This is a genomic window from Solibacillus sp. (assembly GCF_040273735.1).
Lineage (GTDB): Bacteria > Bacillota > Bacilli > Bacillales_A > Planococcaceae > Solibacillus.
In genome coordinates, this window is the sequence record NZ_JBELZM010000008.1 from 66,762 (window position 1) to 86,219 (window position 19,458).

The 19,458-nt window shown below is 36.9% G+C and carries 17 protein-coding genes; 7 read left to right on the plus strand and 10 right to left on the minus strand.

Annotation, left to right across the window (positions count from 1 at the left end; all coding sequences use genetic code 11):
* Positions 1-14 precede the first annotated feature (14 nt).
* The 3 genes from ABS917_RS09755 to ABS917_RS09765 form a co-directional block, all read right to left on the minus strand.
* Positions 15-947, minus strand: coding sequence for an ABC transporter permease (locus ABS917_RS09755; RefSeq protein ID WP_350478789.1), 933 nt, complete (start codon positions 945-947; stop codon positions 15-17).
* Complete coding sequence (locus ABS917_RS09760) at positions 947-1,876, minus strand: ABC transporter permease (protein WP_350478790.1); 930 nt, start codon at positions 1,874-1,876, stop codon at positions 947-949. Before ABS917_RS09760 ends, ABS917_RS09755 begins: the two co-directional genes overlap by 1 nt.
* 147 nt (positions 1,877-2,023) lie before the next feature.
* Positions 2,024-3,640 carry a peptide ABC transporter substrate-binding protein gene (locus ABS917_RS09765; protein ID WP_350478791.1) on the minus strand — a complete coding sequence of 539 codons (1,617 nt, stop codon included), beginning with the start codon at positions 3,638-3,640 and terminating at the stop codon, positions 2,024-2,026.
* A 354-nt stretch (positions 3,641-3,994) separates the two neighbouring features.
* Between ABS917_RS09765 and ABS917_RS09770 the strand changes: the two genes are divergently transcribed.
* Both ABS917_RS09770 and ABS917_RS09775 read left to right on the plus strand, forming a co-directional pair.
* Positions 3,995-4,552, plus strand: a complete 558-nt coding sequence (locus tag ABS917_RS09770; RefSeq protein WP_350478792.1) for a thioredoxin family protein — start codon at positions 3,995-3,997, stop codon at positions 4,550-4,552.
* A gap of 175 nt (positions 4,553-4,727) precedes the next feature.
* Complete coding sequence (locus tag ABS917_RS09775; protein WP_350478793.1) at positions 4,728-5,654, plus strand: diacylglycerol kinase; 927 nt, start codon at positions 4,728-4,730, stop codon at positions 5,652-5,654.
* 440 nt (positions 5,655-6,094) lie between these two features.
* Here ABS917_RS09775 and ABS917_RS09780 read toward each other — a convergent pair whose 3' ends face one another.
* Positions 6,095-7,780: a methyl-accepting chemotaxis protein gene (locus ABS917_RS09780; protein WP_350478794.1), complete on the minus strand. Its 1,686-nt coding sequence runs from the start codon at positions 7,778-7,780 to the stop codon at positions 6,095-6,097.
* A gap of 189 nt (positions 7,781-7,969) precedes the next feature.
* On the opposite strand from ABS917_RS09780, the gene rlmD reads away from it, so the two are divergent.
* Positions 7,970-9,334: a 23S rRNA (uracil(1939)-C(5))-methyltransferase RlmD gene (gene rlmD, locus ABS917_RS09785; RefSeq protein ID WP_350478795.1), complete on the plus strand. Its 1,365-nt coding sequence runs from the start codon at positions 7,970-7,972 to the stop codon at positions 9,332-9,334.
* A 149-nt stretch (positions 9,335-9,483) separates the two neighbouring features.
* Here the strand turns inward: rlmD and ABS917_RS09790 are convergent, their stop codons facing one another.
* On the minus strand, positions 9,484-10,086 hold the full coding sequence (locus tag ABS917_RS09790; RefSeq protein WP_350478796.1) for a TetR/AcrR family transcriptional regulator: 603 nt from the start codon (positions 10,084-10,086) through the stop codon (positions 9,484-9,486).
* Positions 10,087-10,225: 139 nt separating this feature from the next.
* On the opposite strand from ABS917_RS09790, the gene ABS917_RS09795 reads away from it, so the two are divergent.
* Both ABS917_RS09795 and ABS917_RS09800 read left to right on the plus strand, forming a co-directional pair.
* Positions 10,226-10,996, plus strand: coding sequence for an SDR family NAD(P)-dependent oxidoreductase (locus ABS917_RS09795; RefSeq protein WP_350478797.1), 771 nt, complete (start codon positions 10,226-10,228; stop codon positions 10,994-10,996).
* Positions 10,997-11,056: 60 nt separating this feature from the next.
* Positions 11,057-11,839 (plus strand): glucose 1-dehydrogenase, encoded by a 783-nt coding sequence (locus ABS917_RS09800; protein WP_350478798.1) that lies wholly within the window; start codon positions 11,057-11,059, stop codon positions 11,837-11,839.
* 266 nt (positions 11,840-12,105) lie between these two features.
* Here ABS917_RS09800 and ABS917_RS09805 read toward each other — a convergent pair whose 3' ends face one another.
* The 4 genes from ABS917_RS09805 to ABS917_RS09820 all read right to left on the minus strand — a co-directional run bounded on the left by ABS917_RS09805 (position 12,106) and on the right by ABS917_RS09820 (position 15,583).
* Positions 12,106-12,822 (minus strand): dihydropteridine reductase, encoded by a 717-nt coding sequence (locus ABS917_RS09805; protein ID WP_350478799.1) that lies wholly within the window; start codon positions 12,820-12,822, stop codon positions 12,106-12,108.
* Positions 12,823-13,031: 209 nt separating this feature from the next.
* The gene (locus tag ABS917_RS09810; protein ID WP_350478800.1) at positions 13,032-13,460 is read right to left on the minus strand and encodes a MarR family winged helix-turn-helix transcriptional regulator; all 429 of its coding nucleotides are present in this window, start codon (positions 13,458-13,460) and stop codon (positions 13,032-13,034) included.
* Between the two features lie 140 nt (positions 13,461-13,600).
* Positions 13,601-14,230, minus strand: a complete 630-nt coding sequence (locus ABS917_RS09815; RefSeq protein ID WP_350478801.1) for a nitroreductase family protein — start codon at positions 14,228-14,230, stop codon at positions 13,601-13,603.
* 816 nt (positions 14,231-15,046) lie between these two features.
* Positions 15,047-15,583 carry a hypothetical protein gene (locus tag ABS917_RS09820; protein ID WP_350478802.1) on the minus strand — a complete coding sequence of 179 codons (537 nt, stop codon included), beginning with the start codon at positions 15,581-15,583 and terminating at the stop codon, positions 15,047-15,049.
* Positions 15,584-16,020: 437 nt separating this feature from the next.
* On the opposite strand from ABS917_RS09820, the gene ABS917_RS09825 reads away from it, so the two are divergent.
* Together ABS917_RS09825 and ABS917_RS09830 are read left to right on the plus strand one after the other, a co-directional pair.
* Positions 16,021-16,329, plus strand: a complete 309-nt coding sequence (locus tag ABS917_RS09825; RefSeq protein ID WP_350478803.1) for an SRPBCC family protein — start codon at positions 16,021-16,023, stop codon at positions 16,327-16,329.
* Positions 16,330-16,383: 54 nt separating this feature from the next.
* Complete coding sequence (locus tag ABS917_RS09830; RefSeq protein WP_350478804.1) at positions 16,384-16,569, plus strand: hypothetical protein; 186 nt, start codon at positions 16,384-16,386, stop codon at positions 16,567-16,569.
* A gap of 505 nt (positions 16,570-17,074) precedes the next feature.
* Here ABS917_RS09830 and ABS917_RS09835 read toward each other — a convergent pair.
* On the minus strand, positions 17,075-19,120 hold the full coding sequence (locus ABS917_RS09835) for a methyl-accepting chemotaxis protein (RefSeq protein ID WP_350478805.1): 2,046 nt from the start codon (positions 19,118-19,120) through the stop codon (positions 17,075-17,077).
* Positions 19,121-19,458: the final 338 nt, after the last annotated feature.

The window sequence follows — 19,458 nt, forward strand, 5'->3', positions numbered from 1 at the left end:
TGCGTACACTCTCCTTATTTACGTAATTTCGGATCAAGTGCGTCACGTAAGCCGTCTCCAACTGCGTTAAATGCGAAAATTGTAATCGAGATTAAAGCTGCAGGGAACAATAATCGCCATGGTGCAGATTGAAGTGCTTTGAAACCTTCAGAGGCCATCGTACCCCAGCTGGCTAAAGGAGCCTGAACCCCTAAACCTAAGTAGCTTAAGAAACTCTCTGTGAAAATTGCACTTGGAATAGTCATTGTCATTGTTACTAAAATAGCACCCATTGCATTTGGGATTAAGTGACGTTTAATGATGTGCCATTGATTTGCGCCTAATGTACGAGCAGCAAGTACGTATTCCTGATTTTTAATTTTCAGTACTTCACTTCGTACAATTCGCGCCATGTTTACCCAACCTGTAATGGAAAGGGCGATAATCATAGGAACTAAACCAGGCTCCATAATTACCAATAAAATAATTACTACTAATAAATAAGGGATTGCCGTTAATACGTCTGCGATACGCATCATAATGTTATCGACACGACCACCTGCCAAACCTGCAATACTTCCCCATAAAACACCGATAATTAAATCTATTACAGCGGCAGTGATACCGATGAATAATGAAATTCGAGCGCCTTCCCATGCACGGACGAAAATATCACGCGCAAGGTCATCCGTACCGAACCAATGTGTTGCAGAAGGAGCGGTATTGTAAAAACCAACATTCTGTTCATACGTATAAGAAGAGAACACCGGTGCGAAAATCGCAAATCCAGCAATTATAATAAGAAGGATTAACCCGACTACAGCTAACTTGTTATGAGAGAAGCGATAAAATACTTCTTTCCAATAAGATACTTGCTTTTTAGAAAGGGCATCTGTATTTTCTGAACGACCGACAACATCGAACATGTCAGCTGATACTTTTGGTATTTGCTGTTCGTTTTGAGTCATTATTTTTTCGCTCCTTTCAATTTAATACGTGGATCGATGACACTGTATAAAATGTCTACGATTAATACAGCAAGTAATAAAATTAATGAATAGAACACAGTCGTACCCATAATTACCGTATAGTCACGGTTTGTAATACTTGTTACGAAATGGCGGCCAAGTCCTGGTACAGCAAATATCTGTTCAATGACGAACGAACCAGTAATAACACCGGCAAATAATGGACCTAAATACGTTACAACCGGCAATAATGCATTACGTAAAGAGTGCTTGAACACAATTGTCCATTTTCCTAGACCTTTTGCACGAGCAAGCTTTACATACTCACTATTGTTTTGCTCCAACATACTAGAACGAGTAAGTTTAGCGATAAATCCGGCATGGGTAACGGCGATTGCCAGCGATGGTAAAAGCGTATAGGTGAATCCTTTCCAGCCACTTACCGGGAACCAGCCAGCTTCAAATGCCAGGTAATACTGCAAGAGTCCGGCTAAAATGAATGAAGGAACTGAAATCCCTAATATTGCAAAAATTGTTGCGGCATAATCTCCAAAGCGATTATGATACAGTGCAGAAACAACACCGAGTAAAACACCGAGGCCGATAGCTAAAACCATTGCCTGAAGACCTAAAGCAAGGGATACAGGGAAACTTTCTGCGATAATGTCATTCGTGGAGCGGCCTTTGTATTTCATCGACTCCCCAAAATCAAATGTCATCGTGTCTACTAAATAGTCTTTATATTGGATATACCAAGGATTATCCAACCCGTATTTCGCGTTTAACTGTTCTTCGATAGCAGGCGGCAATTCACGTTCGCTCGTAAAAGGGCTACCGGGAGCAAGCTGCATTAAGAAGAACGTCGCTGTAATAATTAAGTACATTGCAAGTACGATGTAGAGTAATCGTTTAATAATAAAGTTAAGCAATGTCCGTACCTCCTTTTTATACTATTTTGAAAATTCAATAAAACTATGAAAGGGAGTGCCCGAAACATAATTTCGAGGCACTCCCTATTTACGATGATTTTTGAAATTATATCGACCATCGTAGGAGTAAATACTAACTAGTTAAAATTACTTCACTTTAACGTATTTAAGGTTAATGTTACCTAAAGCATCTGGTACCATATTTTCTACTTCATCAGATACAACGTTTAAGTTAGTGTTGTAGTAAATAGGTGCTACTGGCATTTCTTCCATAATTACCGCTTCTGCAGCCAATAATTTTTCCGTACGTTTTGCCGGATCTGTTTCAGAGATTGACTCATTTAATAATGCAGTGTACTCATCGTTTGACCAACCGGTTTGGTTATTGCCGTTTTCGGCAGAGTTATACATTTCCAGGAATGTATACGCATCATTGTAGTCAGCGCCCCAACCTAGTCGCCCAATTTGGTAATCGCCATTTCCGATTTTATCTAAGTATACTTGCCACTCTGAGTTATCAAGTTTAACAGTGATACCTAAATTCGATGACCAGCCTTGTTGAATGAATTGTGCGATTGAAGAGTGTGCTTCAGAAGTGTTGTATGAAACTTTTACTTCTAAATCTTTAGCGTTAGCTAAGCCTAATTCTTTCAGACCAGCCTCTAAATATTTCTTCGCTTCTTCGAAATCAGCATCTTTGAAGTATCCTTCATCATCGCCGAAGCCTTCTACAGAGTTTGGCACAATACCTAAAGCAGGTTCTTGTTCACCTTTTACTACATTACTGATTAAGCCTTCACGATCGATTGCCAATGCTAATGCTTTACGAATGTTTTCGTTTTGCATTACTGGATCTTCTGTATTGAACTTATACCAGTAAATAGATGACATATCAGAAACGTTTAATTTATCTTCTGATTTTAAACGGTCGATTGCATCAAGAGAAATTGTCCCGTAAGGAGCTCCTAGGAAATCGACTTCACCAGCGTCGAACATAGTCATTTGAGTTGTTTCAGACTCAACCATTGCAATGTTTACAGTATCGATATCTACGTTTTCAGTATCCCAGTAAGTATCGCTTTTCTCTAAAACGATATCGCCTGAATGGTTCCAAGTAGTTAAGTTGAATGCACCGTTCGATACATATGTATCTGCTTCTGTGTACCATTTTGGATCCGCTTCAGCTGTTGCTTTATGAATTGGGTAGAACGTTTTGAATGCTGTTAATTCCAAGAAATATGGAGTTGGAGCGTTTAACGTAACTTCTAATGTTTTTTCATCAATTACGTTAATTCCCACATCTTCAACAGTACCTTCACCGTTATTGTATGCCTCTGCTCCTTTAATAGGGTAAAGGATTGTAGAATATTCAGACGCATTTTCCGGGTTTAATGCCCATTTCCAAGCGTATGCAAAGTCTTCAGCCGTTACCTTTTCACCATTTGACCATTGTGCGTCACGTAAAGTGAAAGTGTAAGTTAATAGATCATCTGATACTTTATAGTCTTCAGCGGCAGCTAAAACCGGTTCGCCTTCAACCATTGTTGTTAAACCTTCAAAAGTACTTTCCAAAATTGCACCAGAAGTTGTATCTGAAGCTAATTGTGGATGTAATGAAGGCGGCTCAGAAGTGATTAGTAAATCTAATTCTTTCTCACCGTCTCCAGATGATGTTGATTTTGTGTCTTCTGCCCCACATGCTGCAAGTAATGCGGATAATGAAAGTGCTGTAGCAGTCAATGCGACCTTTTTATTGCGTTTCATAAATAACCCCTCCTAGAAAATCATGTAAATTAAATTTTCTGATAATTTTTTGATGCGTTATTTTAATATATCAGAATATTTATGAGAAATATATACTACGTTTAAAATTTTTTGTAGATACTAATAAGTAAAACAATTAAGAAGATTTTTAATTATCGTACTATAAGATAATATTATTTGAATAAAATATTAATACGTTTTTATATTCTAGGAAATGATAACTATTTGCTGTTTTATGTAACTCGTTTTGAAAATTTGGAATTGTGTTATTGTGTAACAATTTTGACACATAAAACTTTCTTTTTTTCTTTAAAACGTGCAAAATAGAAGAGAGAAATGAAAGGTGGTATATATATGAAAACTGAACAACAATATTTTGAAGAGAGCACATCAATGAAGGCATATATGGACGCAATGTCTCAATTGAAAGAACAAAGCTTTGCGATTTATGAGCACTTTGAACTTCCTGAAGATTCGGCTTTTCTTGAAAAACTGAAAAATGCCAATATCCATATTTTAGCGATTACGGAAGACTGGTGCGGTGATGCGATGATTAACAACCCAATCATCCGTAAAGTAGCGGAAGCGGCAGATGTGGAAATTCGTACGGCTTTACGTGATGCGGATACAGAGTTGATCGACCGTTATTTAACAAATGGCGGACGAGCTATTCCAATGTATTTAATTTTAAATGAAGCAGGGGAAGTAATTACAACTTGGGGACCACGTGCACCGCAATTACAGCAGCTTGTAACTGATTTACGTGCAACATTACCGGATAAGGAAGATCCTTCTTTTGAAGAAGCACAAAAAGCTGTTTACGAAAATATGCGCGGACAATATGTAAACGATTCAAAGCTGTGGAGCTACGTATATGAAGATTTTAAAAATAAAGTAAGCGCAGCGATATAATTTTACTTTACCTGTTACTTTTATGAGTTCTTACTATATAATATAGTAGGAACTTTTTTCTATTTTAAACGTATTATTGAAGAGAATATTCTTGATACTATTGTTGCTTTTCTAAAACAGACAGCAGTATACTTTGGACAGGATGAAAAATATAATTAATCAGGATGAGATCAAAATGAAAAGAGCGAGAATTATATATAACCCAACTTCGGGTCGTGAAGCATTTAAGAGGCATCTTCCGGAAGTATTAGAGAAACTCGAAATAGCCGGATATGAAACTTCATGCCATGCAACGACAGGCGAAGGTGATGCAACAAAAGCTGCTATCGAAGCCGTGAGACGCGAATTTGATGTTGTAATTGCGGTAGGCGGTGACGGTACATTAAATGAGGTAGTCGCAGGTGTTAGTCAATGCGAAAAACGTCCAAAGCTTGGTTTGATTCCAATGGGGACGACAAATGACTTTGCACGGGCAGTTCGTATTCCACGAAATGTCGAGGAAGCGCTGAACATTATTCTTGCTGGGGACACAATACCTGTGGATGTCGGTATTTTGAATGAAGACCGCTACTTCATTAACATTGCTGCAGGCGGGCGAATCACCGAGCTGACATACGAAGTCCCGAGCAGAATGAAAACGGTACTTGGTCAAATGGCGTATTATTTGAAGGCGATTGAAATGATTCCTTCCATTAAAGCGACACATATGAGAATCCAAATGGATGACGAAGAGTTTGATGGTAAAGCGATGATGTTTTTATGTGGCTTAACAAATTCAGTAGGCGGTTTCGAAAAAATTGCACCCGATGCATCGATCAATGACGGGCTGTTTACCGTTATGATTTTAAAGGAATGCAATATTGCGGATTTCATACGTATTGCTTCACTTGCATTACGTGGTGAGCATTTATCCGACGAGCGTGTTATTTACCGAAAAGCAAGCCGTGTTGTCGTAACATCCGATCAGGAAGTTCATTTAAACCTGGATGGAGAGTATGGCGGCGATGCACCGGCAGTTTTCCAAAATTTAAAACGACATATTGAAATATTTGTGCCAATCGATAAAATTCGCGAAATTGAAACGGATGAAGAAGTAATTTAACTCAAACTTGCAAGGGTAGTGGAATGCCCTTGTGAGTTTTTTTGTTTTTGGGAGAGGAATCGGGGGTGGGGGAACGAGCTTAGCAGATTTCTAATATATCGCTTAATTGTTCTAATAAAATAAATTAAGTTCTAATAAAAGGCGGAAGTTCTAATATATCGGCTTGTTCTTCTAATATCGGGCCTAGATGTTCAAATAAACGGACCTAATTTTCTAATATCCTTTTAACATTTTCTAAAGCACCCAATTGTTCTAATATCCGTATACTCTCATTAGAAAGATCACCTTAAACAACCTGTAGAAAGCCTCTTTTATAATTTCTCCCTCAACTTTTCTAATAAACGGAAAATTGCTCTAATATCCCACAAGAAACGTCTAAAAAACCTCCACTTTAACAAGTAAAAACCGTTAAAGTGAAGGTGATTTAGAATCAATTCATTCTACAATGTAAATTTATCTATGCTTTGTTGGAGCTGTTTTGCCTGATTAGCTAAACGTTTAGATAGTTCTTCCATTTCAATGACAATTTCAGATTGAAGTTGAGTTGCATTGGCTACTTGATCTACATCCACCATCGTTTTTTCTGTACCGTGCGAAATTTCGATGACTGATGCGGCAACTTCTTCAGAGCTTGCTGAAATTTGCTGTGATGTAGCAGAAATATGTTCTACACGCTCCGTTATACTGTAAATATTGTCGGTAATCGTATGGAATGACTGACCGGCACGATCGATGACAACAACGCCATCATTTGCATACTTGAGACTGCTTTCCACCGCTTCGCCAACATTTTGGGAATTGTGCTGAATTGTTTCGGTTAAATGCACAATTTCATTTGCCGACTTTTTGGATTGCTCCGCGAGTTTGCGGACTTCATCTGCTACAACAGCAAAGCCTTTCCCATGTTCACCAGCTCTAGCTGCTTCAATGGCAGCATTCAAGGCAAGCAGATTAGTCTGATCCGCGATATCGGTAATAGCTTTCGTAATTGTACTGATTTGTCCAGACTGTTCGATTAAGACACTTGAAAGGTTGGAAATCGATTGAGTCGATGCATGTACTGTTTCCATTTGATGCATCGCTTCATCAATAATTTTTACCCCATCATTAGCAAACTGCGTTAACGTGAGAGCACCACTATGCAGGTCCTGTGTTGAACGTGCAATCGAATTAATCCCCTGTGCCGTCTCATCTACAGCAAGCGCGCTTTCATTTGCTCCAATTGTCATCGATGAGGCTGTCTGTGCAGTATGCTCGATCAGTTCTTTAATATGAGCTGTTTCCGAGGAAATCGTCCCACTATTTTTCATAAGAGCATCCGCCGAATTACTAAGCTGATTTGCATTTTGCTGAATACTTATTAATAAATCCTCAAAATTCCGCTGTAATGAAATGAATGCATTCGACAGCATACCGAATTCATCATTTGTGTGAACTGGTTTATGTAAAACTTTAATGTTTCCATCTGCGATTTGTTCCAGATCATTTGTAATGGATTGGAGTCGCAATGTAATGCCGTATTTCGTATAGATCATATAAAAGCCTATGAGAATAAGCGTAATAATAATGAATATAATCGACAAAATCGTAGAAAGTGAGATCATGTCTTTCGTATTGTTTACCACTTTATCAAGCTCTTTGTTTTCGATTTGTTCCACTTTTTCCGCGAGTTCGCTCGTGAATACGCTCGTATATGTATAATCGCCATTCACCATTGAAAGAGCGGATGAAATATCACGTGCCTGTACAGATGAGATGACCTTATCCATTTGCTCCGCGATTATTTCTGACTGATCCTTTAAATTAGTAATAACCGGTGTAGCTTCTGCTAAAATATTTTCAACTTGTACATCCTCAATTAATTGAACGAGGCTTGTTGTATGGCTGTTTAGTAAATCCAAGTTGTTTTGAGAAGGGTCTACCGCATAAGCACGTGCATAAATCCCTTGCGATAATATGTGCTGCTGAATATCATTAATACGCGTAACCTGTGCCATCTGTACATCAACGGCTTTGGAAACTTCATCGCCAATACGGAAAAACTGAACGGTTGCAAATCCGATTGAAAGTAGAAGAATCGTCCCGATTAAAATAAAGCCAATATTAAGTTTTTTGCGAACTGACATGTTTTTTCTTCTCCTTGAAATTAATAGAATTATTAGAGCTATAAGGTAAATTATATAGGCAATACTTACTGAATACTAGAACAAAAGTAATAATTGGAATTAATCAGAACATTGGTAGAAAGTATAATAAGTGCAAAATATATGGAGCGTGGTACAATAAAGTGATTGAAATGAGAGGAAGAAATGAACATGTCTGCACCAATTAAAAAAAATGATCGTCAAACAGTTTATATAGAAGATTTAACACATGATGGCAATGGCGTCGCGAAAATTGATGGCTATCCATTATTTATACAAGGGGCACTTCCTGGAGAAACTGCCGAGATTCATGTTATGAAAACATTAAAGAATTACGGCTTTGCAAAAGTAATAAATATACTGGAAAAGTCGCCTGATCGTGTAGAAGCGCCATGTGTCTATTTCGCGCAATGCGGCGGATGCCAATTACAGCATCTTTCGTATGAGGGACAATTAAAATGGAAGCAAAATATGGTTGCAAATGTGATGAAGCGTCTTGGTAAAATCGATGCACCTGTCCTTCCGGTAAAAGGGATGGAAGAGCCTTGGCATTATCGCAACAAATCACAAATACCTTTCGCGCAAAACGAGGCGGGGCAGATGGTGTCAGGCTTCTATAAAACGAAGTCACACTCAATCGTTGATATGGAACGTTGTTTGATTCAAACAGGGGAAGCCGATGTTGTCATGGCAGATTTGAAACGTGAATTAGAGATTTTAGGTGTGCGTCCATATGATGAAAAATCCCATCAAGGCATGCTGCGTCATGTTGTCGTTCGTAAAGGGCGTGCAACAGGCGAAGTGATGGTCGTGCTTGTAACAAAGTCTAAGAAATTCCCGCAGGCCAGTGCGGCAATCGAAAAAATCCGAGCGCTTATTCCTAATGTCACTTCCATTGTGCAAAATGTTAATGGCGAGAAAACAAATGTAATTTTCGGCAATGATACATTCACGCTTTGGGGCAAGGATACAATTGAAGATGCAATCGGCAATGTCCGCTTTGAAATTTCGGCACGCTCGTTTTATCAAGTCAACCCTGTTCAAACAGAAGTGCTTTATAAACAAGCACTCGATTATGCACAGCTGACAGGCAATGAGCGCGTAATCGACGCATACTGCGGCATCGGATCCATTTCACTGTTTTTAGCCCAAAAGGCTGGTCATGTAATGGGCGTTGAAATTGTCGAGCAGGCAATCGAAGACGCAAAACGCAATGCCGCACTAAATGGCTTTACAAACACATATTTCGAAGCAGGTCCGGCAGAGGAAGTCATTCCCCGCTGGTACAAAGAAGGTAAAGAAGCAGATGTATTAGTAGTCGATCCACCGCGTAAAGGCTGTGATGAAGCGTTACTGAATACGATTATCGAACAAAAACCGAAGCGTGTAGTATACGTATCATGCAACCCTGCAACACTTGCCCGTGATCTCCGCATTTTAGAAGATGGCGGCTATAAAACGCAGGAAGTACAGCCGGTCGATATGTTCCCGCACACGACACATTGTGAAGCGGTAGCCTGGCTTGAACTAACCTAATGTGTGTTATTTAAAATCTAAAAAGCAGAAAGTTTAAAAATGCGATAACGCGCTTTTAAACCTTCTGCTTTTACTTTTATCTGCACTAATAAAGTGTCACTAGTTGTTGCATTGGCTGTTAATGAAAAAATATTTATAGAAAGGATTACTTATAGTTTATCTCTTTCTACATCATTTATGATAAACCCCTTAGCCATCGTTTTTAAAATACTGATAAGACGTTGTGTCATTTCACCAGGAGTTGCGTCAAAATCTTGTGCAATCCAGTCTGTTATTAGGCCTGCTGTTCCGTAAGCCATATAGCGCTTTTGAGAATAATCATCTACAGATGGTATGCCGTACAGTATTTCAAATTTCGATGTTAGCAAACTAAATATCGCTTCTGGAAGTTGCTGATGCATATATGGTAGCGTGTCTTCTAAAAGTAGTAAAGTAAAGTAATTACGGTGATCATATATATAATAAAGTAGGTCAAAAGAGTTTGTCGTTAATGTTTTTACGTCTACATGGCTTTTACTTTCGTATTTTGACATACTGTAATGCTGTATGTCTTCAAATTTTTCTTCCAATAATTCTTCAACAAGTTCGTATATATTTTTATAGTATAAATAAAAGGTAGTTCTATTATATTGGGCATAATCAACAACGTCTGTTACTGTGACTGAACTAAAACCTTTTTTATGTACCATTTCGATAAACGCATTTTTTAAGAAGCTTTTTGTTCTTAAAGCTTGAGGTGAATTGGATTTCATATTAACTTTCTCCTACTCTTCAACAGATTGAATAAAAATGTTGATTTCTTCGACATTATAACAAATATTAAGGATGGAATACAAAACTGTAGCTTAGTACACTAAAACTGTTAGTAAACATAGTTTGGGAGGCAATCATATGAGATTTGAAAACAAAGCAATCATTATTACTGGTGCAGCAGGCGGCATCGGGAGAGAAATCGCACGTAAACTTGCAGGCGAGGGCGCAAAGTTAACTTTAGTTGATTTAAATGAAGCAGCTGTGAAAGCGGTTGCAGAAGAGTTAGTATTAGCTGAAGATCGCGTTCTAACGTTAAAAGCGGATGTATCTAAAGAAGCAGACGTAAAAAATTATGTGGATCAAACAGTAGAGAAATTCGGTCGTATTGATGGATTTGTGAATAATGCAGGTGTAGAAGGTCCAGCAAAAGCTATCGAAGATATCACAGAATTAGATTTTGATTTCGTATATGGCATTAACGTAAAAGGTGCATTTTATGGCTTAAAATACGTACTACCAGTTATGAAAAAGCAAGAAACAGGTTCGATTGTAAACATGGCTTCGGTAGCCGGTTTAATCGGTGCTCCACAAATGATGCTTTATAACTCATCAAAACATGCATTAATGGGGATCAATAAAGTAGCTGCTTTAGAAGCTGCACCATTTAATGTACGAGTAAATACAGTAAATCCAGGTGTAATCAATACTAAAATGATGCGCCAAATCGAGTCGAAAGTTGCTCCAGGTGCTGCAGATGCCGCTCAATCAGCATACGCAGAAGCAGTTCCAATGAAGCGCTACGGTGAGGCTCATGAGGTAGCAAACTTAACGGCATTCTTATTATCTGATGAAGCATCTTATATTAACTCTTCATCATACACAATTGATGGTGCATTATATAACGTATAATCAGAAGCATTATTCACGAATGAATGTGTAAAATAACAAGCACTCTTGGAGGAGAAAAGTATGAAACGTTTTGAAGATAAAGTAGTAATCATTACAGGTGCAGGTTCAGGTCTTGGACAATCGGCAACACTTCAATTGGCAGAAGAAGGAGCTAAGCTTGTATTAGTAGACCTTAATGGAGCAGGCTTAAAAGAAACTGAAGAAAAAGTTTTGGCAATTGCTCCTCAAGCGGAAACATTATTAATTACAGCTAACGTAGCAGACGAAAATGCTGTAAAAAGTTTTGTGGATGCAACGGTTAAGAAGTTTGGGAAAATCGATGGATTCTTCAACAATGCAGGAATCGAAGGAAAGCAAAACTTAACAGAAGACTTCGATATAGATGAATTCCAAAAGGTTGTTTCGATTAACTTAAATGGCGTATTTTATGGCATGAAATACGTATTAAAAGTGATGAAAGAGCAAGGCTATGGGTCAATCGTTAATACGGCTTCTGTTGGAGGAATTCGTGGTGTTGGTAATCAATCAGGTTATGCTGCATCGAAGCACGGCGTTGTCGGTTTAACACGCAACTCAGCAATTGAATATGGTCAATATGGCGTTTCTATTAAAGCAATTGCACCAGGTGCAATCATGACACCAATGGTTGAGGGCTCACTTCGTCAGATGGGTGGCGAAAATTGGGAAGAAGTAGGGAAAGAATTTGTTAAACCAAACCCAATGCGCCGCTTCGGTAAACCAGAAGAAGTTGGCTACTTAGTTGCATTCTTGCTTTCAAACCATGCAGACTTCATCAATGGTGTTATAGTACCGATTGATGGCGGTCAATCATATAAATATTAATTGTAAATTTACAGGTATCAAATATTCAATAAAAGGATGGAATTGAGTTTATTCAATTCCATCCTTTTTAGTTTGAAATGCGGTGGATTAGCGTGGTGGCTATTCACAGTACACAGGGTATTGGAGAAACACTTTAATACCTGATGGCGGTTTTCTTTGCGGAATATTTAAAGTAAACTATAAAAGATAAGGTCTATAGAATATTAAAAACGGGGCTATCCGAAAAGCATAATACTTTTTCGGATAGCCCCGTTCCATGTAATCATTTAAATTGTAGATTCAACCGGGAAGAAATTAGGTAATTGTCGTTCACGTTTATCAAGGACAATTTGTTCCGGTTTGATTCCTTGCTCACGCAACACGTCAATGTTTTGCATAATAAACTCGTCGCTGCCGACAACATAAAATAGTCCGTCCTGATCTGCAGCAAGTTTTTTCGCTTCTTCATAGTAATCTTTTCGATTATCAACATACTGTGATGTGAAATTTTTATCAGGTGCAGATTCAAAAACATCAGTAAATAAGAAGTTTTTTGTTGAATCAATATTAAGAGAATGAATGCGATTGATGTTATCAGGGCGTTCCAAATAAGTAAGTACAAGCGGTCTGAACGTTGCAAGACCTACACCGGAAGATAATAAATAAATATTTTTATCTTCTCTTTTCAGCGGCACATTTGAATGAATTTTAAATAGTGCAACTTTATCGCCGACTTTTAGATTTCTTAAAATCGATTTAAATTCAGAGCACAGTTCTCTTATGCGAGTTGTAATCCCGACAGTCTGCTCATTTGGTAATGTGGAGATGGACATATGGCGAACTAAGCTTTTATTAGGTTGATCACCAGCATTGAAACCTTCTAACGCAAGGTGTGTATGTGCACCTTCTTCCCATGTAAAGCCTTCAGGGAGATCCAGTAAAAACGTTTTAACTTCTGATGTTTCTTCAATAATTTTATTTATTTTCGTCCAGTATATTTGCATAATGCATTCTCCTTAAGTAATGATTATTTTCTTTATAGTTATAGTATATCACAGGTGATAAACATTCTCATTTAAAAGTGTCCGTAATAGATTAAACTGTTTAAGTGTTAGATGCTCTAAGATCGTTCTCATAGTGTAAAGCAATAAAAAAGAAGAACAATTTCCCGGATCGAGGAAATCGTTCTTCTTTCGTTCTTATTATGCAACGATTAAAGATTCTCTACATTATGATTTAAGCGTGTAAGAAATTGCTTAAGCTGCTGTAATTCACTATCCGAAAAATCCTGATAGAGATCATTCAGAAACTGATCTTTAAACATTGTGCAACCTTCAAGTAATGCTCGTCCTTGATCGGAAATGTTTACAAGTACTTCTCGGTTGTTCTTTTCATTGCGTTTACGTTCGACAAATTGCTGTTCTTCAAGCAGCTTTAAATGGCGTGTAATTGCCGCTTGGTCGATAGCTAAGGATTGTTGCAGGACCTTTTGTGTAACGTTTCCATTTTTAATTAAAGAAACTAAAATTTCGTATCTCGTCAAACTGATATCTGTTCTTTTTTCAAAAATTTGCGTTACATGACGGTCTAATCTTTTTAACATCATGATCATCTGTTTTTTATCGTCCAAACAAACTTCCATACTAACCCTCCTTACATTGATTGCTCTTCGTTCTAGGTATCCCTATATGGTAGCATTTCCGTTCATTCGGATAAAGTATAAAAAATTTCACACAATATGATCTGAATTACACCTGTCAGGTAAAGGAACCTATAATACCATTAGCTAGAGAAACGAATAATTTGTTCGAATGGTAAGCGTGATGAATTACGTGCTGGCATAGCAGCCTTTCCGATTGCAATTAAAATCATCGGCTGCTCATTTGCAGGCAGTTCATATCTTTTAGCGAATGCAGCTTTATCAAAGCCGCCCATTATTACTGTATCATAGCCCATATCCTTCGCTAAAAGTACTATTTGCATAGAAATCAAACCTGAATCTAAATGGGCGATATTACTGCGTTCAGCATCAGAAAAGCTGTTGTACGCCGTTTCAGAATTGGAAATCATCATATCAGCAATCTCTCGTGGCATATAGCCCAATTCAACATTTAAATCGTTAATTTGCTTAGCGTTTTTATACATTTCAATATCGCCGATTACCGCAATAATTGCTGATGATGTTTCAATTTGCTCCTGATTAAATCCGGCAATGCGCAACTCTTTCTTCTGCTCAGCATCGTCAATAACAAGGAAGCGCCAAGGCTGCAGGTTACTTGATGAAGGCGCTGATGTTGCCTGCTGTAGAATATGTTGAATTGTCTTGCGAGGAATCGCAATACCGGGTTCATATTTACGAACCGATTTACGTTCTTCCATTAATTTTTCTAAAGCTGATTTTTGTTGTAACATTTTTTTCACCCTTCTTTATAGAAATTGGAATAGGTTTTCATTTTAGTTGATTAGTCAACGATTGACAAGTCATATGTATTATTCGTAAATTTTGATAGGGGTAAGATATAAAATAAATTAGCTCGCAGCAAGAGAAGACCGAGTATATAAAATCATACAAGCGGTGTCTTCTATAGTATTTCAATTAATGAGTAACGTAAGGGGGAAGGAATCTCTCATAGCATCGCTTCATTTAAGATAACTAAAATGAATTGCATATAAAATTAGCGAATTCCTGCGAGGAGCTATGTGGTTTTTGGTTTATAGAGGTTAGAGAAATAAAATCATCAGAAAAGGCAGAGGAATAATTTCCCCTGCCTAAAGAATTCCTAATCTTGATATCCCTTATAGTGTTCGGATAATTGATTGTTCAAGCTTTCTAATTGAGTGTTTTGTGAATGGGGAAATCCATCTATTTTCGTCTTTTGAGAACACATCCAACATGAACAGTGAATTTTCCCTTTTGCAAAAAATCCGGTAAAGCGAGAATGCCATCCAATTTGTTTCGCAATTTTAAGTTTCCGTTGAATGACTCTTTTTCGATGATGTCGAAAATAGGCTCGATTTCGATTTTTGGTATGTGGTTTCATTACCATCAACTCCTTGGGTTAGGGCTCAGCCTGTAAAAGTCCCCCAAAGATTAAATTGGACCGTTACAGGCTGAGTATGAGGGCAATAAATATATTGTTAAGGTTCAAATCAGTCACTCCTGTTTAAATATTTTTCTTTAATTATACATTAAATTACGATTCTGATAGGCATTGCGTTTAGCGTTTATTAATAAAAATTGTATGGACATATAAATCGGTAAAAAAATTGCATTACAATTGCTGATGCGATCATATCGGACATAGCCAATGCCTCAGCTTCAATTTTATCAAACACTTCAATATCCGTTTGATAGTCTTTTTGGATCATTGTCACGGCTTCTTTTTTAGTTAACTCTAAATGTTTATAGAACATTTCCTTCAGTGCATCTTTAGATAAGTATGGATTTAGATTGCTTAAAAATAAAACAATATCATCCGCATTTTTATACCATTCTTTTTCTTTAGTATTCACTGTATTTGTATCTCCTTTGACAGCTGCTGTTACAAGTTCCGCAGCAATGACTAGGTGATCTTGAATAAGCTTAGCGTAGTAATCTGCAATTTGGTCACCATAAAATGGGCGCAGACAATTGCCTAAGTCAGTTGCGTTTTGCAGGAGGCGCTTTTGTACAAATGGTAAATCAGGTAATTGGAACACGATGCTAGTAATTGTCATCCGAGTCCAGTTAACATGTTCCATCCAAAGTAATCGATTCATTGCCATATAATCGGCCTCTGTTTTACTTATACAACGCTGATCAAGAATGCTCTGTTGCCGAGTTAAAAAATGCCGAAGTGGTGCAGTATATTGGGAAAAGGGTTGCGCGTAGGAAGCGCTAAGCGGATAGGTAAAACCATTTGTATAATAAGGATACATTCATACCATTCCTCTCTACTTTTCATTCAATAGTAAAATGAAATTGGGCTCTTTTCTTAGCATACTCATACGCATCGAAGTTTGTGAAAGTGTTCGACAGGAGTTCATGTTAGATTCATTTTTGGGCTATAAAATATTTAGTACAATAAAGGGTATAAATAATATAAGAGTAGGGCCGCTATATTTTAAATCTGAACGTTTTTTCATTCCGGAAGATGTTTTCTCTATTTTAACTAGTCCTAAACAGTTTATGCAGTGGTATCCTTTCGCAACAGGGGAAATGGATGTCAGGTCAGATTGCTTTAGTTGATGGTAAAGACAACATATACAGCAACCATTACAGACTGGAAAAGCCATATTTGTTTAGTTTTCTTGAAGTTGATGATTCGATAAATATTTCGTTGGAAGAAGATAATCGAGGATGTAAAATAAAATTTATCCATATTTTAGGTGATGTTTCATTGGCGGTGAATACCGCGGCAGGATGGCATCAATGTCTCGATGTTTTCAGCCAAATCGTTAATGGGGAAGCGAAGAATTGGCAAAATAATACTGCAGAATTGCGTGGAATTTACAGCAAAGCTTTTAGTTAAACAATGGGATAGAAATTTGCTTTCCACACAGACTGTTAGTGGAGGTGAGTTGGAATGGGTAACAATAAACATAAAAATAATAAAACTCAGGATAACAAAAAACAGCAAAACCAAAATCAAAATGCTAACAGACCCCGAGCAAACAGAGAAGAATTTGCTCAGGAAGTAAACTTTAATCAAAATCAGAACCAAAACCAAAATCGTAATAAAAACCAAAAACAGAATAATAAAGACTGTTAAGATATTTCTCTTATGCCCAGCCCCAATATATTGGGGTTTGGTTTTTTTTATGTCTGCTGGAATCGGTTTACTTAGTTGAGTTGTTTTGAAATGAAGAGGGTATTCTAGAATTGAATTGAATATTGGGAGGCGATTTAGTGAAAGGCTGGTTATTTTCAGGTACTATGGGGCATGAGTTTGCCGGGGTAGTGATTGAAGTAAATTAAGCTTCTAGGAAGCAATGGCGGATCAGTTGAAGACTTACAAGGCGTTTATGATTGTTTTGCTACTAAAAAAATGAGTCCGAACCTGATCACCAATTCCATTTGATGAAGTCGACAAAGGTATCGAGAAACTGAAAAATCATGAAGTAAAAGGCCGTTTAGTAGCTGTATTTGAATAGTAGATCTAACATCATCGGGGATATTTAAACCGTTCAGATATTAAAAAACAGTTCAAATTTTATAGAATAAAATTTGAACTGTTTTTTTGTACGGGTTATCCAGTATTTTCTTATAGTTGCTTACTATAGCTTAAATTTCGAAACAGATTCAGTTAACTTATCAACTTGTTTATTTAAATGTGTAGCATGAATCGTTACTTCAGAAGTAGCAGATGTTTGTTCTTCGATTGAACTCGCAATTTCTTGCGTCTCTGCTGTAACCTCTGTTGTCATCTCATTAACAACTGCTATTGAAGATACAACGACATTTTTTTGCTGTTGCATAGTTGATACATTTTCCATCGTGTTTGAAATCGACACTTTCATATTTTCTAATGTATCGGAAAGCTGTTTAATGGCATTATCTACAGTATTAACTGCTAACTTCTGATCTTCGCTAATCTCATTTGTCTGCTTCATCACTTGAACGAGTTGCTGAGTATCCTCTAAAATACTTAGAATGATTTGCTGAATATTAGTTGTTGCCGCTTTTGAACTTTCTGCTAAGCTCCTTACCTCATCTGCTACAACTGCAAATCCTTTCCCGTGTTCACCTGCTCGAGCAGCTTCAATCGAAGCATTAAGTGCAAGTAAATTTGTTTGTTCAGTAATTTGGGCAATTACATCTGTTACTTTCGAAATGGATTTCGTTTTTCCATCTAACTGTCCGGTTACGACTTTTACTTCATTGAACGCCCGCTCTAAATTTGCATAGGATGTTTCCAATTTTTGAACTTTATCAATACTTGTATGCACTTCTACCAATGCTTCGTCAGCATCATTTACCATTTGCTGAGTTTTTAATTCTATAGATTCTATTCCATCGGCCAATACATGAATAGCCGTAGAACCATCATGCATTTTTTCTGCTTGTGTGCTCGTATTCATTGCAATTTCTTCGATGCTGTTTGAAACATTATTTAACGCTTGCTCATTTTCCTTGGCGATAAGAGCTAAACTGTTAGAAGAATGCTGGATTTCCATTGAGTTTTCATTTACTTGGCTTATTAAATTGCGAACCTCATCAAGCATTTTGTTATAGTGATCTGCTAAGTCTGCAATTTCATCTTTTGACTTTGTTTCAAAACGTGAAATAAAGTCTCCACTTGCTGTTTTTTCAAATACTTCTTTAAAGCTATTTAAAATATCCACTAATTTTCGTGCCATGAAATAGGCGAATAAACATCCTATTATTAGACCAATCGCTAATGATATCCAACCTGCAATCGTTAATTTTTTTAACTGTTGTGCATAACTATCGTCATCTACTAATGAGACAATTTTCCAGTTATTTTTCTCGATTATTTGAATTTCACCTGTATAATTCACTTCATTCCATTCAAAATGTTCGATTTTATTGCTTCCATCTTTAGCATCTGAGAGCCATTTAAACTCCGCTTCTAATTCAGCAGTATCTAATAAATCCGTAACCCCTGCAATCTTGCCGGAATTATCAGCAATGATATTCTTCCCGTCCGCATCTTCGATAAAGGAAGATACAATCAATCCATTTGGATCGACAATCATTAATTTTGATGATGATTTTGCTTCAATGCCTTCACGAATCATACCAATTGTTGAGAAATCAATATCATAGCCGACCGCACCGACAAGTTCGTCATCTTTAAATACCGGGGCAATAACAGAAGTCATTAACTTATTAATACCAGTATCCAAATAGACGTCCATCCATTGCATGTTGGGGTTTGCACTCAATTTTGCGAATGTTTGAGAATCACGTACATCCCACTCATAATCTATTCCTGGTGTGGCATGAAGTTTACCAGTATTAAAATCCATGAAGTAGACGGATAAATAATTTTCATTGTTTTCTTTTAATGTACTGGTAATTTTATCGATATGTAAATAATCAACTTGTTCCTTTTGTAAAATAGTTTCGATTACCTGACCGAATTGTAGAAGATTTGTTTCATAATTCTCCAAGCCTAATGACACTTGATCAACAGCATTTTTAGCATTATTAGAAGAAGTATGTTCATTTTCTTCCGTTAAAATATTTCGTACTGTCCATTGACTAAATAACACAGTAATGACGACTGCTGCAATGATTGCAAGTGAAATCAACATTATCCATTTAGTTTTTATCTTTAAATTTTTGAGTATATTCATTTTCATCTACCTTTTACCTATATATTGACTTTCATTCCCAAAATGAGGGTTTTAAAGACGAATATTAGGATATAGTATTATGGGACTTTTGTCCATCTATATTTAGGGGAATTACGATATATATTAAAAAGTTATTGAAAAAAGGAGAGATTTTTACGCACTCGAAAGAAAAAAATTTAATTCTTTACTTTTTTTATTGTTATTACTAGAATTACATATTATAGGTTCAATACTAAAATTTGGTTTTATGCTTATGCGTATTTTATAAACATAAAAAGGGTAACTTACAAGGAGTACGAATCCCTGTAAGTTACCAATATGTTTAAATATTAATTCGC

Coding starts and splice junctions, on each gene's coding strand:
- ABS917_RS09755 (WP_350478789.1), bottom strand. CDS start 947: ATGACTCAAAACGAACAGCAAATACCAAAAGTATCAGCTGACATGTTC.
- ABS917_RS09765 (WP_350478791.1), bottom strand. CDS start 3,640: ATGAAACGCAATAAAAAGGTCGCATTGACTGCTACAGCACTTTCATTA.
- ABS917_RS09770 (WP_350478792.1), top strand. CDS start 3,995: ATGAAAACTGAACAACAATATTTTGAAGAGAGCACATCAATGAAGGCA.
- ABS917_RS09775 (WP_350478793.1), top strand. CDS start 4,728: ATGAAAAGAGCGAGAATTATATATAACCCAACTTCGGGTCGTGAAGCA.
- ABS917_RS09780 (WP_350478794.1), bottom strand. CDS start 7,780: ATGTCAGTTCGCAAAAAACTTAATATTGGCTTTATTTTAATCGGGACG.
- rlmD (WP_350478795.1), top strand. CDS start 7,970: ATGTCTGCACCAATTAAAAAAAATGATCGTCAAACAGTTTATATAGAA.
- ABS917_RS09790 (WP_350478796.1), bottom strand. CDS start 10,086: ATGAAATCCAATTCACCTCAAGCTTTAAGAACAAAAAGCTTCTTAAAA.
- ABS917_RS09795 (WP_350478797.1), top strand. CDS start 10,226: ATGAGATTTGAAAACAAAGCAATCATTATTACTGGTGCAGCAGGCGGC.
- ABS917_RS09800 (WP_350478798.1), top strand. CDS start 11,057: ATGAAACGTTTTGAAGATAAAGTAGTAATCATTACAGGTGCAGGTTCA.
- ABS917_RS09805 (WP_350478799.1), bottom strand. CDS start 12,822: ATGCAAATATACTGGACGAAAATAAATAAAATTATTGAAGAAACATCA.
- ABS917_RS09810 (WP_350478800.1), bottom strand. CDS start 13,460: ATGGAAGTTTGTTTGGACGATAAAAAACAGATGATCATGATGTTAAAA.
- ABS917_RS09815 (WP_350478801.1), bottom strand. CDS start 14,230: ATGTTACAACAAAAATCAGCTTTAGAAAAATTAATGGAAGAACGTAAA.
- ABS917_RS09820 (WP_350478802.1), bottom strand. CDS start 15,583: ATGGCAATGAATCGATTACTTTGGATGGAACATGTTAACTGGACTCGG.
- ABS917_RS09825 (WP_350478803.1), top strand. CDS start 16,021: ATGTCAGGTCAGATTGCTTTAGTTGATGGTAAAGACAACATATACAGC.
- ABS917_RS09830 (WP_350478804.1), top strand. CDS start 16,384: ATGGGTAACAATAAACATAAAAATAATAAAACTCAGGATAACAAAAAA.
- ABS917_RS09835 (WP_350478805.1), bottom strand. CDS start 19,120: ATGAATATACTCAAAAATTTAAAGATAAAAACTAAATGGATAATGTTG.